The organism is Bacillus sp. PK6-16 (assembly GCF_056530295.1).
The window spans coordinates 1,384,662-1,397,896 of record NZ_CP096511.1; the positions used below are offsets into that span (position 1 = coordinate 1,384,662).

Annotated in this window: 18 protein-coding genes and 1 pseudogene; 15 read left to right on the top strand and 4 right to left on the bottom strand. The window is 34.6% G+C overall.

Features of this window, described 5'->3' with window-relative positions:
* The first annotated feature begins 84 nt into the window (after positions 1–84).
* The 3 genes from mtnK to M1D66_RS07285 all read left to right on the top strand — a co-directional run bounded on the left by mtnK (position 85) and on the right by M1D66_RS07285 (position 2,553).
* Positions 85–1,266: an S-methyl-5-thioribose kinase gene (gene mtnK, locus M1D66_RS07275; protein ID WP_242555082.1), complete on the top strand. Its 1,182-nt coding sequence runs from the start codon at positions 85–87 to the stop codon at positions 1,264–1,266.
* On the top strand, positions 1,263–2,324 hold the full coding sequence (gene mtnA / locus M1D66_RS07280) for an S-methyl-5-thioribose-1-phosphate isomerase (RefSeq protein ID WP_242555083.1): 1,062 nt from the start codon (positions 1,263–1,265) through the stop codon (positions 2,322–2,324). Before mtnK ends, mtnA begins: the two co-directional genes overlap by 4 nt.
* Positions 2,325–2,391: 67 nt before the next feature.
* Positions 2,392–2,553, top strand: coding sequence for a YvrJ family protein (locus tag M1D66_RS07285; RefSeq protein WP_000393336.1), 162 nt, complete (start codon positions 2,392–2,394; stop codon positions 2,551–2,553).
* A 29-nt stretch (positions 2,554–2,582) separates the two neighbouring features.
* Here the strand turns inward: M1D66_RS07285 and M1D66_RS07290 are convergent, their stop codons facing one another.
* On the bottom strand, positions 2,583–3,359 hold the full coding sequence (locus tag M1D66_RS07290; protein WP_000258428.1) for a 3-hydroxybutyrate dehydrogenase: 777 nt from the start codon (positions 3,357–3,359) through the stop codon (positions 2,583–2,585).
* A 196-nt stretch (positions 3,360–3,555) separates the two neighbouring features.
* Between M1D66_RS07290 and M1D66_RS07295 the strand changes: the two genes are divergently transcribed.
* From M1D66_RS07295 to M1D66_RS07310, 4 genes and pseudogenes are all read left to right on the top strand, one after another.
* Positions 3,556–3,906, top strand: coding sequence for a PadR family transcriptional regulator (locus M1D66_RS07295; RefSeq protein WP_242555084.1), 351 nt, complete (start codon positions 3,556–3,558; stop codon positions 3,904–3,906).
* Positions 3,893–4,657: pseudogene (locus M1D66_RS07300) on the top strand (DUF1129 domain-containing protein). The gene M1D66_RS07295 and the pseudogene M1D66_RS07300 overlap by 14 nt, the downstream one beginning before the upstream one ends.
* A gap of 16 nt (positions 4,658–4,673) precedes the next feature.
* Entirely contained in the window at positions 4,674–5,435 is a 762-nt protein-coding gene (locus M1D66_RS07305) for a DUF1129 domain-containing protein (RefSeq protein WP_086386175.1), read from the top strand.
* Positions 5,436–5,486: 51 nt separating this feature from the next.
* Positions 5,487–5,786, top strand: coding sequence for a DNA-binding protein (locus M1D66_RS07310; RefSeq protein WP_088309107.1), 300 nt, complete (start codon positions 5,487–5,489; stop codon positions 5,784–5,786).
* 15 nt (positions 5,787–5,801) lie between these two features.
* Here M1D66_RS07310 and M1D66_RS07315 read toward each other — a convergent pair whose 3' ends face one another.
* Complete coding sequence (locus M1D66_RS07315) at positions 5,802–6,419, bottom strand: ImmA/IrrE family metallo-endopeptidase (RefSeq protein WP_086386177.1); 618 nt, start codon at positions 6,417–6,419, stop codon at positions 5,802–5,804.
* Between the two features lie 175 nt (positions 6,420–6,594).
* Between M1D66_RS07315 and M1D66_RS07320 the strand changes: the two genes are divergently transcribed.
* The 3 genes from M1D66_RS07320 (at position 6,595) to M1D66_RS07330 (ending at position 8,760) form a co-directional block, all read left to right on the top strand.
* Positions 6,595–6,888: a DUF3928 family protein gene (locus M1D66_RS07320; RefSeq protein ID WP_000288330.1), complete on the top strand. Its 294-nt coding sequence runs from the start codon at positions 6,595–6,597 to the stop codon at positions 6,886–6,888.
* A gap of 107 nt (positions 6,889–6,995) precedes the next feature.
* Positions 6,996–7,445 (top strand): NUDIX hydrolase, encoded by a 450-nt coding sequence (locus M1D66_RS07325; RefSeq protein ID WP_000540529.1) that lies wholly within the window; start codon positions 6,996–6,998, stop codon positions 7,443–7,445.
* A gap of 139 nt (positions 7,446–7,584) precedes the next feature.
* A complete protein-coding gene (locus M1D66_RS07330; RefSeq protein WP_000552078.1) occupies positions 7,585–8,760 on the top strand; it encodes an acetyl-CoA C-acetyltransferase in 1,176 nt (391 codons plus the stop codon).
* Between the two features lie 29 nt (positions 8,761–8,789).
* Here M1D66_RS07330 and M1D66_RS07335 read toward each other — a convergent pair whose 3' ends face one another.
* Positions 8,790–9,542: an AAA family ATPase gene (locus tag M1D66_RS07335; protein WP_242555085.1), complete on the bottom strand. Its 753-nt coding sequence runs from the start codon at positions 9,540–9,542 to the stop codon at positions 8,790–8,792.
* A 215-nt stretch (positions 9,543–9,757) separates the two neighbouring features.
* Between M1D66_RS07335 and M1D66_RS07340 the strand changes: the two genes are divergently transcribed.
* Entirely contained in the window at positions 9,758–10,486 is a 729-nt protein-coding gene (locus tag M1D66_RS07340) for a DUF4184 family protein (RefSeq protein ID WP_001116855.1), read from the top strand.
* Positions 10,487–10,523: 37 nt separating this feature from the next.
* Positions 10,524–11,285 (top strand): hypothetical protein, encoded by a 762-nt coding sequence (locus tag M1D66_RS07345; RefSeq protein ID WP_000973899.1) that lies wholly within the window; start codon positions 10,524–10,526, stop codon positions 11,283–11,285.
* 29 nt (positions 11,286–11,314) lie between these two features.
* Here the strand turns inward: M1D66_RS07345 and M1D66_RS07350 are convergent, their stop codons facing one another.
* The gene (locus tag M1D66_RS07350) at positions 11,315–11,746 is read right to left on the bottom strand and encodes a DUF3997 domain-containing protein (protein WP_000758789.1); all 432 of its coding nucleotides are present in this window, start codon (positions 11,744–11,746) and stop codon (positions 11,315–11,317) included.
* Positions 11,747–11,877: 131 nt separating this feature from the next.
* On the opposite strand from M1D66_RS07350, the gene M1D66_RS07355 reads away from it, so the two are divergent.
* The 3 genes from M1D66_RS07355 (at position 11,878) to M1D66_RS07365 (ending at position 13,215) form a co-directional block, all read left to right on the top strand.
* Positions 11,878–12,333, top strand: a complete 456-nt coding sequence (locus M1D66_RS07355) for an RDD family protein (protein WP_000769082.1) — start codon at positions 11,878–11,880, stop codon at positions 12,331–12,333.
* Positions 12,334–12,544: 211 nt separating this feature from the next.
* Positions 12,545–12,634, top strand: a complete 90-nt coding sequence (locus M1D66_RS07360) for a hypothetical protein (RefSeq protein WP_000145636.1) — start codon at positions 12,545–12,547, stop codon at positions 12,632–12,634.
* A gap of 71 nt (positions 12,635–12,705) precedes the next feature.
* Entirely contained in the window at positions 12,706–13,215 is a 510-nt protein-coding gene (locus M1D66_RS07365) for an SDR family NAD(P)-dependent oxidoreductase (protein WP_000218410.1), read from the top strand.
* The last annotated feature ends 20 nt before the right edge of the window (positions 13,216–13,235 follow it).

The following is a 13,235-nucleotide window of genomic DNA, read 5'->3' on the forward strand; positions in this document are numbered from 1 at the left end:
AGATAAACTTCAAACCTCTTTCTTAGTGGAAAGAGGTTTTTCTGTGTTAGAAAAACCTCTGAATTTAAAAAGGGGGAGAAGACGATGGGATATTATTCATTAACAGAAATAACAGCTGTACAATATGCGAAAGGTCATGGTTATTTTGAAGAGAAGGCAAATGTCATTTGTCATGAAATTGGAGATGGAAACTTAAATTACGTGTTCAAATTAGATGATGGAGAGAAATCCATTATAATAAAACAAGCACTGCCTTATGCTAAAGTAGTTGGTGAAAGCTGGCCATTGTCTATAAAAAGAGCAACGATTGAAAGCAAGGCATTACAAATTTTTGCGCAGTATGTACCGGATTATGTTCCAGTAGTGTACAGTCATGATGAAGAGTTAGCGATAACGGTAATAGAAGACTTATCAAGACTAACAATTACAAGAAAAGGATTAATAGACGGAGAAGAATATCCGCTTTTATCCCAGCATATTGGTCGTTTTCTAGCACATGTTTTATTTTACACTTCAGATTTTGGTTTACAGTCAGAAGAGAAGAGGATACTAGAAGGTACCTTTGTAAATCCGGACCTATGTAAAATTACAGAGGATTTAGTGTTTACAGATCCTTTTGGGCATTATGATACAAATGATTATGAGCCAGATTTACAGCTCGTGGTTGATGAACTTTGGAGTGATAAAACTTTAAAACTAAAAGTAGCACAATATAAATATAAGTTCTTAACAAGAAAAGAAACTCTTATTCATGGTGATTTACATACTGGTAGTATTTTTTCGTCACCTTCTGAAACGAAAGTGATTGATCCAGAATTTGCGACATATGGCCCATTTGGATTTGATATAGGTCAATTTATTGCAAATCTATTATTAAATGCTTTATCTAGAGAAGAAGAAAAGAGAAGTGTACTATTTTTTCATATAGAAAAGACGTGGAGTCATTTTGTAGAGACTTTTACAAAGTTATGGATTGGAGAAGGTGTAGAAGCATATACGAAAGAAAAACAATGGTTACCAATTATTTTGCAAAATATCTTTACTGATGCTGTTGGATTTGCCGGATGTGAACTAATTCGTAGAACAATTGGTTTAGCTCATGTAGCAGATTTAGATGAAATAGAAAATAAAGAAACAAGAATTCAAGCTAAGAAACAAGCGCTATCCTTAGGAAAAGAACTAATAAAATATGAATCTAAAAGTGCTGATATTCAACTGTTTCGAACATTATTTCAACAGACAGTTTCAAGGGGTGTAAAAGCATGAGTATAATTGTTACTGTTCCGAGATCTGTAAGTTGGAAAGGTGATGCAATTGCAGTATTAAATCAAACGAAATTGCCACATAGCACAGAATACAAAACATTAACGACTATTGAAGGGGTTTGGAAAAGTATCATAATGTTAGAAGTACGCGGAGCGCCTGCAATTGGAATTGTAGCTGCATTTGGCTTGGCGCTTGCAGCGAAAAAATATAATACTTTACATATCGAAGAATTTCAAAAGAAGTTTAATAGAGACTGTAACTATTTAGGGACATCACGCCCAACGGCAGTAAATTTATTTTGGGCAATTGATCGTATGAGAGAATCTATTCGAGAGATTACTACAATAAAAGAAGCACAAAAAATATTAGAAGAAGAAGCGCTTTGCATTCAACAGGAAGATGAAGAGGTGTGTCGAAATATTGGGGAATATGCGTTAACATGTTTTAAAGATGGCGATAATATTTTAACAATCTGTAACGCTGGAAGTATCGCAACTGCCAGATATGGAACTGCATTAGCTCCCTTTTATATTGGAAAAGAGAAAGGTGTGCGTTTACATGCATATGCGTGTGAAACGAGACCAGTTTTACAAGGTGGTCGCTTAACGACGTGGGAATTGAAGCAAGCAAATATTGATGTGACCCTTATAACAGATAATACTGCAGCTCATGCTATTCAAACGAAAGAAATAAACGCAATTATTGTGGGGGCGGATCGAATTGTCGCAAATGGAGATACAGCCAATAAAATAGGGACAATGAATTTAGCTATTTTAGCAAAGTACTTTAATATCCCATTTTACGTTGCTGCGCCACTGTCAACATTTGATGTTACGAAAGAAACTGGAGCCGAAATTATTATTGAAGAAAGAGATGAAACAGAAGTTACGAAAATCTTTGGAAAACAAGTAGCACCAATTGGAACGGATGTTTATAATCCAGCATTTGACATAACGCCGAATGAATTAATTACAGGAATTATTACTGAGAAAGGTATTATACGCGGGGACTATAAACGAGAAATTGCATCATTATTTGAAAAACAAGCTAATACATAATAGCTTGTTTTTTTATGCCTAAATGCAGTGTTTTCTCTTACTTATATAATGAAAGGAGGGGAAGAGGGTGGAAGAGTGGATCAAGATGATAGGTAATGTAGGGTTTCCGATTGTTGTAACATTATATTTACTCCACCGTATTGAAAGTAAATTAGAGGGGGTAATTGTTGCAATTGAGAAGCTCCCGCGGCAATTACTAAAGTACGAAGATCCTCGGGATAAAAAATAAAGTTTGCTCTTCTTGAGCAAACTTTATTTTTATTGAGCGGTATAACCACCATCGATAACGACAGCTTGACCAGTTATACCTTTAGCTTTTTCACTCGCTAAAAACATCGCATAATCTGCAATTTCTTGTACTTGTAATAAGCGCTTTTGTGGAACGAGTGGATAAATAACATCTTCTAAAACATTTTCAAGTGGTACATTTCGTGTAGTAGCTAAGTCTTGTAGTTGATTACGTACAAGGGGGGTATCAACATAACCAGGGCAAAGGGCATTAACAGTAATACCATGCGTAGCACCTTCTAAAGCGGCAACTTTTGTTAATCCAATTACGCCATGTTTTGCACTATTGTAGGCAGCTTTTCCAGCAAACCCGACAAGGCCGTTAATAGAAGCGACATTAATAATACGACCATATTTTTGTTGTTTCATAATCGGAAAGGCATGCTTAATTGCAATAAACGGAGCAATTTGCATAATTTGAATTAGTAGCTCGAACTTTTCAGTTGGAAAGTCTTCAATGGGTGAAACGTGTTGCATTCCTGCGTTGTTAATTAATATATGTAATGAACCGAAATGATCAACTGTTTGAGAAATTGCTGCTGTAATTTCCTCTTCAGATGTAACGTCACATTTTAAACCGATAGCTTGAAAACCTTCATTTTGTAATTGTTCAGCAGCTTCTTTTGCACGTTCTTCAAGCCGATCGGTAATCACAACTTTTGCACCTTCTTTTGCAAAAGCCTTTCCCATTTCATAACCAATGCCACTTGCAGCACCTGTTAAAAAGACAACTCGATTTGTAACCATGATGAAAAACATCCCTTCATAATAAAGTTTTCATAGTGCTCTATTTAGAGAAGCTATAATGAAATTCCTGCAAACATTTGGAAAAAATATCGTTAGCTATCTTGTTTTGCAAAATAGTCTTTGCTATACTATTTTGTAAAGCAAGATACTTACGCTTATCTATCTTGTAAAGCAAGATAGTAGGAGGATTTGAATTATGTCGACAAGTCAAATGCTGAAAGGGATTTTAGAAGGATGCTTACTTGCTATTATTTCTGAAGGCGAAATATACGGTTATGAAATGAGTGAAAAGCTAGCGAAGTATGGTTTTACAATGGCGAGTGAGGGAAGTATTTATCCGTTATTAATACGAATGCAAAAAGAAGGACTAATAACAAGCGTAATGAAGGAATCTCCATCTGGTCCAAAGAGAAAATATTATACATTAACAGAAAAAGGCGAGGAAGCACTTGATGAATTTATGGATCGCTGGGAAACGATGCAAAGTAGTGTAGAACGTCTACTTGAAGGGAAGGGAAGGGAAGGAGAAAATAATGCTATCAAGTGAAGCGCGAAAGTTTTTGTTAGATATGAGATTATTTTTGACGGCAAAGAGTGTGAAAGAAAGCGATATTGAAAATTTTATAGAAGATGCGGAACTCCATTTAATTGAGGGTGAGAGTGATGGGAAAAGTGTAGAAGATATTTTCGGAAGCTCACCGAAAGAATATGCAAATGAACTTGTCAAAGTAATGGAAAGAGATAGACAGGAAACGTGGAAGCAAATTGGTTTTACAGTAATGAATATCGTATCGTTTTGGATTATTGCTTCTATCTTAATAGTGAATCATGGAATGTTACAGATTTCACTTATTCAGTGTATCGGTTACAGTTTTTCATTGATTTTAGTTGTTATAGGTCCTAATTTTCTACTTCGCAAAATGACCTTCGTCACAAGCTTTACAAAAACATGGTTTTCCATGTGGTCTTTAGTTATGATTGCTCCATTGTTTTTATGAGGAGCTGTTACGATATTAGATGTGATATATCCTACAAAAATGCTCACATTCACCGAAGTCCAAAGTTATATAGTAGCTGGTGGGATTTTTATGATCACAGTAGCGATAAATATATATTTTGAAGGATGGTTTAAAAACTTATATTTAATCATTCCACTTTCTATTATGTTACTGTTTAAAACATTTACATCGGAAGATCTTATGCCAATGCTATTTCAAATTATATGTTTATACGGAAGTTTGTTTATTTTAATTTTCCTTGAAATTATGATGAAGACGAATAGAAGAGAGACGGTTTAATAAGGGAGGGATTATCATGAAGATTTCTAAAGAAGGAGAAAAGTTTTTAATTGATACGAAAGTGTATTTAATAACGAAAGGAATTAAAGAAGAAGATGTTGACGCTTTTTTAGAAGATGCAGAACTTCATTTAATTGAAGGTGAGAAAGAAGGAAAAACGGTAAGTGATATATTTGGTGATTCGCCAAAAGAGTATGCGGAAGAATTAGCGAAAGAGATGGAGAAAGATAAAGGCGGGAGTATAAAGACTATTTTAGGAATGATAATTGGAATAGGGGGATATTGGTTACTTACAAATATTTTATTTGAAAGCCCAAATCATGAATTTACATTAACGAATGTACAATTAATTGGATACCCAATTGTTTTAATGATTACTATTGTAGGAATTATATTTGCTTTTAAAATGTCATCATTTAAGAGTAAAATAAAAGAATTTAGCATTATTTATGTAGCAGCATTGCTACCGATTTTATTACTAGTATTATTAATGTTTATGAATAAATGGTATGGGACACCTGTATTACAATTAACGACTATACAAAGTTATATACTAGCTGGAGTTATCTTGTTAGTACTGTTAATTGGAGAAGCATACATACTTGGCTGGATTGGGATATTAACTGTTATTGTTCCGCTATTCATTATGTTTGTATTTAAAGAATTAGGGAAGAACAACCCATATTGGGGAATGCTAGAGCCGTTACTTCTGTACGGAAGTTTATATGTATTAATGAGATGGTCTTTGAAAATTGAGGAGAAAAAAACTGTAAGCTAGCTTTATATTAATAGCGAACGAACTGAATTTTTTATTAAGAGGAGAACAAATATGCAAAGTATATTTCTAGGTATATTGTCTATTACATTTTTAGGTTTAACGATTTTTGGGCTATATACTACCTTTTCGAAAAAGGTACACGATGACTATTTCGATACTTTATTAGATGACACATCAGGTTATGTTTTGTTCTTCGGTTTAATAGGTAAAGGGCTGCTCTGGATATGCAAAAAATTATTTCCAAAGAAATATTATATAGAGATTTTTAGAGTAATTGTATTTATGTTTAGTTGTATATTTGCATCCGTTGCAGCCGGAATTTGGTTTATTGATTGGAATATATTGTTTTAAACAGTAACAAGGGCGTTACTGTTTTTTTCTTTGCAATAAAGAGCTTTGTAAAGAGAGTGCTTTTTGTTCGTTCGTTAATAGAGATTGAATAGGAACATTTTCAGGGCGTGGGACTATCGGATACATAAGATTTGTTGGAGAAGGATGGTGCTCCGATCCAGTTGGGGAATGAGGATCTGCGTGAGTAAGTTTTCCGTGAACACGTCTTGTAAATAAAATATGACCAATTTCGTGAGCGAGCGTATATATATTTTTCATAGGAGCAGCCGAGTTCGTTAAAACGATATATCCTGTAAGTTGCTGCTGTTTTGCTAAAGAGTAAGCGCAGGCAATTACTGCTGTTTCTTTGAAATAATCACTGCCAATATAACAAATGTAAAGGTCGCATGCAGGAGCTTCATTTACACAAGTTTGGAAAAAGGATGCCAGCTTTTCTTGACTTTGAATAGAATTTTTATAACTAATTTCGCGGTCAGAAAAACGGAAAAGTTCATTTAAAATAATTACTTCTTGAATTTGAAAGGTAATCGGGTGCCAAATTGACTCTGCAACAGCTAAATCTTTTGCGATGCGGTCATCAGAAATATCGGCGCCGGGAGTAATACAAATACATATATTGACGTATGGATCCATAAGGAACACCTCAACTGAAAAAAAGTTCTTCCTATAATATATGTGGGGAAAAGATGTCATGTATGGATAAACGCCTTCTTTATTGAATATATAGATGACAAGTCGAAAAAATTTCATAGTTCTATAACATGGTGTGATCATCTTTTTGATATAGTAAAGAAAAGGGGGAGAATATATGTATACATTAAAAATCGTTTCAGACAGAGAAGCACTTTATCAATTTGCGAGTTATGTAAGAGTTGTACAAGGGGTGGAAGATGTATATGTAGAGGTGGGAGAACCTTTATATGAACATCCTTTAATGAAGTTTTATGTACATATTAAGCTGAAAGAAACATATGAGCAGCATAAAGCGTTACAGGAAATAGCAAGATTAGTAGAATTGGGGCGTTTTACATATGTCCATTATCGTAATGATGAAATTGAGGAAGCTTTTGAAGCTGTAAAATATGAAAGTTTTAAGAAATAAAGGTGAAAAAAAGGAGGCGAAAGCTTCTTTTTTTCTTTAAAATTACATGAACAAAAAGAGCAAAATTTTGTTATGATAAGGGAGGTTAGGGAAAGGGGAATTTACATATGGGGTATATTGAAGAGTTACGAAAAGTCGTTGGTACAAGGCCGCTTATTCTCGTAGGATCAGCAATTATTATATTAAACGATAATCAAGAAGTATTGCTTCAATATCGTTCAGATACATATGATTGGGGTGTACCTGGTGGGGCGATGGAACTGGGCGAAACGACAGAAGAAACTGCACGTAGAGAGTTATTTGAGGAAACGGGGTTAACTGCAAAAATAATGCAATTTCTTGGTGTTCTATCAGGAAAAGAAGTATATTTCCGTTATCCGAATGGCGATGAAATTTTCAATGTTATTCATCTGTATCAGGCACATCATGTGAGCGGGGAATTAAAGCTCGATCATGAAGGGTTAAAACTTCAATATTTTCCAGTAGATAAGTTGCCAAAATTGAATGAAACGACAGAGAAAATTTTACAAAAGTTTTTATATGCGCTGACAGAATAGAAGGTTAATTCCTTCTATTTTTATTATATTAAATATTTTGATTTTTTAGTATGTTTATAGTATGATAGTTATAGATATACATCTTATGGAATTTCACCTAAAAACTGACTAGGGTACATAAGAGAGGGGCAAGTGCAAAATGCATAATGTTGTTATTACAGCTGCAGTTCGTTCGCCAATTGGAACTTTTGGAGGAGCGCTAAAAAATGTAACGCCAGTAGAATTAGCTGTTCCTGTACTTCAGGAAGCTGTAAAACGAGGCGGGGTAGAACCACATGAAGTTGATGAAGTAATTTTAGGTCATTGTATTCAAAGAACTGATGAAGCAAATACGGCGAGAACAGCTGCATTAGCGGCAGGATTTCCTGACACAGTTACGGGATATACAATCCAACGTCAATGTTCTTCAGGTATGCAAGCAATTATGTCAGCTGCAATGCAAATCCAATTAGGTGTAAGTGATGTTGTTGTTGCAGGTGGGGTAGAAGCGATGAGTTCGAGCCCTTATGCATTGAAACAGCACCGCTGGGGACAACGTCTACAGCACGGAGAAATTCGTGATACGGTGTGGGAAGTGTTAGAAGATCCGATTCACCATATTATGATGGGTGAAACAGCGGAAAATTTAGTTGAACAATATGAAATTACAAGAGAGGAACAAGATGAAGTTGCTCTTCGCAGTCATACATTGGCACTGAAGGCAATCGAGTCTGGATACTTTGACGATCAAATTGTTCCTATTACAATAAAAGAGCGTAGAAAAGAAGTTGTATTTTCGAAGGATGAACATCCACGTGCAGATATTACAGCTGAAAAATTAGCTGGATTGAAGCCGGCATTCCGTAAAGATGGATCAGTGACTGCTGGAAATGCATCTGGCCTTAATGACGGGAGTGCAGTTCTAGTATTAATGAGCGAAGAAAAAGCGAAAGAAAAAGGTTTACAACCGTTAGCTAGAATTGTTGGATATTCAGTAGCTGGAGTAGATCCAAAAATTATGGGTATTGGACCAGCACCAGCAATTCGTAAAGGTTTAGAAAAAGTAGATTGGTCATTGGAAGATGCAGATTTACTTGAAATTAATGAAGCTTTCGCGGCTCAATATTTAGCTGTAGAGAAAGAGTTAGGCTTAGACCGTGAAAAAGTGAACGTAAACGGTAGTGGCGTAGGACTTGGGCATCCAATTGGTTGTACAGGGGCTCGTATTACAGTAAGTTTAATTCACGAATTAAAAAGACGTGGGTTAGAAAAAGGAATTGCCTCTTTATGCGTCGGTGGCGGTATCGGGGTTGCCTTATTTATAGAAGCACTATAAAAAAGAAGCAGCTATTGCTGCTTCTTTTTTTACGACTCAAATAGATGATGGAATAATCGATCGCGATTTTCAAAGAAAAGTTTCGTCGTTTGGTAATGCTCAGTTTCTTCTAATGTGGATTCGTGAATTCCCTCTTGTGTTAAAGAATATATAGTGGATTCAGGATAAGCCATTAAAATAGGAGAATGCGTCGCGATAACAAATTGTGAACCTTGTTCAGCTAGTTCGTGCATTCGAATGAGCATGGAAAGTTGTCTCATTGGTGATAAAGCTGCCTCAGGCTCATCTAAAATGTATAAACCTTGTCCTGAAAAACGGTTCATAAATAATGAGAAGAATGATTCACCGTGTGATTGTTCGTGTAGTGAGATACCACCATAAGAGTTGATAACCGGATTCCCACGTGCTTCTCTATCAGCATCTATTTCATCAATATAAGAAGCAACGTTATAAAATGATTCAGCGCGAAGAAAGAAACCGTCGTTTGGTGTATTGAAACTTTTTGAAATGCGAAGGTATTCATGTAAAGATGAATAGGAATCGTTTGTGCTAAAGCGGAAGTTCTTCGTTCCACCTTCTGCATTAAAACCTAACGCAATTGCAATTCCTTCAAGTAATGTTGATTTACCTGTTCCGTTTTCTCCAATAATGAATGTTACATTTGGATGGAAAGCTAGTGATTGTAATGTTCGAATAGCGGGTAAGCAGTAAGGATATGCGGAAAAACTAGGGATATTTTCTTTTTTTAATGTGACATTTTGTAAAAAGGGTACGTCAATCAATATATAAACCTCAATTCATAACGGATTTTGAATTTAAAAAGGTAGCAAATACAAGTGTTAATGACACCTGAATCCCTTCTTGTTTTCTGAATATTTTATGTGGATTATATCATTTAAACTATCATATTCCAATGTGAAAATAAATATTGCATGAAGATCCATTCTCTCGTTATGATATATGGTATTCTATTGAAAATGTGAGAAGGAGTTAAAGTATGCCGTTTACATTTGCACATCCAGCAGCAGTTCTTCCTTTTGCGAAAAAGCACTCTAAACATATTTCAGTAACGGCTCTTATATTAGGTAGTATGGCGCCTGACTTTGAATATTTTTTGCACTTTAGACCCTATGGTGTTATTGGCCATACATGGCTTGGGTTCTTATATTTAAATTTACCGCTTGTATTTCTAATCGCATACATATATCATTACATTTTAAAAAAGCCGTTTATAACGCATTTGCCTAAACCGTTTGCTGGTTATTATTCATATGCAATAGATGAGAGGTGGGGGCTACATACCTGGAAAGAATTCTTTGTATTTTGCTATTCTGCATTATTCGGTATGCTCACGCATGTTGTTTGGGATGCATTTACTCATAATACAGGCTATTTCGTTATGAAAATAGCATTGTTACAAATTGAATTACGCAGTATTCCATTGTATAAATATATGCAACATGGGAGTACATGTGTTGGCTTATTATTGCTATTATACGTACTATGGAAGTATAAAGATGAAACAGGGAAAGATATGATTGTAGCTTTAGAAAAAAGAAAGTATTGGGTTTCGATAATCATTGTGACAGCTTTTATATTTATCGTGCATGCGTTCCTAGATCCCTATTTTCATATTTTCCAAATTGGAGGTATAATAGTATCTGGACTGACAAGTTCATTTTGTGGAATTGTCATTGTTTCTATAGTTTACAAAGCAAGGGACTAATTTTATATTCATGAATGATAGCGTTAGGAGAAATGAAATGATGAAAGCATGGAAAAGTATTTTTGTTTTATGTAGTTTTCTTCTTATGTTAAGTGGTTGCTTCCATCAAGAAGAAAAGAAAGCTGAACCGAAGAAGAAAGAATCTATTCCTGAAACGAAAGAGTATGGTGGGCGTGAGCTGAAAAAAGTAGGACAAAAAGTGAAAGAAACAGGATGGGGTACTTTCAAGTTAGAGCAGATGCATTCTGTGAATCAAACATTTGAAGTAGCGCCAATGAAAATTCACGTACAAGATGTGAAAGTAATCTCTTTATCACAAATGAGTGAAAAGGCAAAAAATACATTGAAAGTATACACGGCACTAACTCCTGAAGAAGTAAAACGTAGATTAGGGGATAAAGTAAGCCAAGAAGATGCAGAATTATATGCATCGCTAAGTGGAACAGAGATTAGTAATACAATTCGTTACGTTGAGATTACATATAAAGTGGAGAATAGCGGAAATAAAAATATGCAATTTTTCTCTATGAATGATGTTATGATTAATGGTAAGCAACATTTTAAAGTAGCCACTCAAAACTTTTTATATGACGAAGATACGTTAGTTGGTACAAAAAATGTATCAAGAGAAGACTATAAGCCTGGTGAAATAAGAGATGGTATTATTGGTTTAATACTTGACGATGGAAAAGACAAGGTAAAGGATATTCAGTTTACAACTGATGATTTACTTGCAGGAGATTCAGAAACACAAGATGTTGTAAAAGAGCCACAAACGTTTAACATCTCACTAAAATAATGTAAGACAAAACAGTCAGCATACAAATATTATGCTGACTGTTTTTTTATTTCTTTTATGTATGAATCTACATTTTGAAAAGGCACCTTAATTTTAAACGCATCTTTTTGTTCATTAAATTGCTTTTCATTGTAGGGACCGAAACGTTTATTGTGCTTTACATCAATAATCCAATAATGTTCACTTTTTTTATTTGCAATTGCTGCGTCAGGGTTATTTGGATCTGATTTTTCCTCAGTTTGTTTTGCAATAATGTATTTATCATCCCAAGCAATGTCTGTAATTTTTGCAGGGATGTATTGTGTGGCATATACAGCATCTTGCGAGGGGAAAAGTTCAAATGCATTTCCAGAAGTACGTATGAGTTCGTATTCATCGTTAACCGTATAAGTTAAGTGACTTGTGTTTCCTGCACAACCAGTTAATAGGAAGGCGACGAATAGGATTATCCATTTTTTCAATATGGGAACCTCCTTTATAATGCTATTGTAACAAATTGTACAAGAAAAGTAAGAGAAACGCTAGTTTACAATGTTTTTTAGAAGTGGTACGATGAGACGGGTAAAGAAGGATATGAAGGAGTCGACATAAAATGAAGTTAAAGATGCATCGTCCAGCGCTTGTAATGAATCGCATAGGTGCTTCCCTAATTGACATGTTTTTAATCTCGGTTATGTATGGTGCAGTAGTAGCTATTATGACCGGAAACTATAGTGCTATGTTTAAGCGCTTTAATATAAGCTTAGGTGATTTTAGATATGATTTTGCAGTAGTTTTCATATTAATGGCGATATATTTTATTGTATTACCCTTTCTTTGGAACGGTGTTACACTTGGAAAAAAGATAACGAGAATAAAACTAATTTCATTGAAGAGTGAAAAGCTAACGTTGCAAACATTAATTATAAGATTTTTTGTAGTGTTATTACCGAACGTATTGCTATTAGGAATTCCATTAATATGTAATGTATATATGATGTTGTTCCGCAAAGATAATTGTGGTTTTCAGGATTTAATTACAAAAACGAAAGTAATAAGTCTTGTATAATGAAAAAAAGACCTTTTTATATATAAAAGGGTCTTTTTGATTTTATAAGTATATGGGGAATGTTTACAGTAAGGAAAAGCCAAAATGTGTTATTTCTATTTATAATAGATTGAAAATTAAGAAAATGATATAATGATTAAAAATAATATCTTTATTCCGCCATATTGGGGCTGAGTAAAATTTCACTTTATATAATAAGGGGGAAGTTAAAATGACAGGAGGTAGCATAATTTTTTGGGGTATTCTCATTTTTATCGGTCTAGTTTTCGATCAGCGTAATAATAAGAAAAAAGAAGGATAAAAAGTAAACGTTTACAAATTAAATAGCAATTTTTCTTGCTTGCAGATTAATCTTATAAAGGAGTATACTGAATGACGGTAAGACTTATAGAAGGGGTAATGAAAATGAAGCTTGCAGGAAAAGTTGCTATCGTAACTGGCGGTGGCATCGGTATTGGACGTAATACAGCTCTTTTGTTGGCTAAACAAGGCGCAAAAGTTATTGTGACGGACATTGATCAAGAGAGTGGACAAGCAACAGTGGAGGAAATTATGAATCTAGGCGGAGAAGCACTTTTTGTATCCTATGATATGGGAAAGCAAGGAGATTGGCAACGCGTTATTAGCATTACTTTGAATGCATTCAGTCGCATTGATATGCTTTTTCAAAATGCTGGTTTATATAAAATAGATTCTATTTTTTCTCGCCAACAAGAGAACGATTCCAATGTACTTTGTATTAATGACGTTTGGATAGAGATAAAACAATTAACGTCATCTTTTATGAAACAGCAAGAAGAAGTGGTGCTTAGTGATTTACCGATTTTCGGTATTATTAGCACGAAAGGACAATCATTTCATACAGTAGAAGCCCTAGTATAATAATGAAAACCGCCCTCAAT

What these genes read in the sequence shown, in the direction of transcription:
- mtnK (WP_242555082.1), top strand. Translation starts at nt 85, where the DNA reads ATGGGATATTATTCATTAACAGAAATAACAGCTGTACAATATGCGAAA.
- mtnA (WP_242555083.1), top strand. Translation starts at nt 1,263, where the DNA reads ATGAGTATAATTGTTACTGTTCCGAGATCTGTAAGTTGGAAAGGTGAT.
- M1D66_RS07290 (WP_000258428.1), bottom strand. Translation starts at nt 3,359, where the DNA reads ATGGTTACAAATCGAGTTGTCTTTTTAACAGGTGCTGCAAGTGGCATT.
- M1D66_RS07295 (WP_242555084.1), top strand. Translation starts at nt 3,556, where the DNA reads ATGTCGACAAGTCAAATGCTGAAAGGGATTTTAGAAGGATGCTTACTT.
- M1D66_RS07305 (WP_086386175.1), top strand. Translation starts at nt 4,674, where the DNA reads ATGAAGATTTCTAAAGAAGGAGAAAAGTTTTTAATTGATACGAAAGTG.
- M1D66_RS07310 (WP_088309107.1), top strand. Translation starts at nt 5,487, where the DNA reads ATGCAAAGTATATTTCTAGGTATATTGTCTATTACATTTTTAGGTTTA.
- M1D66_RS07315 (WP_086386177.1), bottom strand. Translation starts at nt 6,419, where the DNA reads ATGGATCCATACGTCAATATATGTATTTGTATTACTCCCGGCGCCGAT.
- M1D66_RS07320 (WP_000288330.1), top strand. Translation starts at nt 6,595, where the DNA reads ATGTATACATTAAAAATCGTTTCAGACAGAGAAGCACTTTATCAATTT.
- M1D66_RS07325 (WP_000540529.1), top strand. Translation starts at nt 6,996, where the DNA reads ATGGGGTATATTGAAGAGTTACGAAAAGTCGTTGGTACAAGGCCGCTT.
- M1D66_RS07330 (WP_000552078.1), top strand. Translation starts at nt 7,585, where the DNA reads ATGCATAATGTTGTTATTACAGCTGCAGTTCGTTCGCCAATTGGAACT.
- M1D66_RS07340 (WP_001116855.1), top strand. Translation starts at nt 9,758, where the DNA reads ATGCCGTTTACATTTGCACATCCAGCAGCAGTTCTTCCTTTTGCGAAA.
- M1D66_RS07345 (WP_000973899.1), top strand. Translation starts at nt 10,524, where the DNA reads ATGATGAAAGCATGGAAAAGTATTTTTGTTTTATGTAGTTTTCTTCTT.
- M1D66_RS07355 (WP_000769082.1), top strand. Translation starts at nt 11,878, where the DNA reads ATGAAGTTAAAGATGCATCGTCCAGCGCTTGTAATGAATCGCATAGGT.
- M1D66_RS07360 (WP_000145636.1), top strand. Translation starts at nt 12,545, where the DNA reads ATGACAGGAGGTAGCATAATTTTTTGGGGTATTCTCATTTTTATCGGT.
- M1D66_RS07365 (WP_000218410.1), top strand. Translation starts at nt 12,706, where the DNA reads ATGACGGTAAGACTTATAGAAGGGGTAATGAAAATGAAGCTTGCAGGA.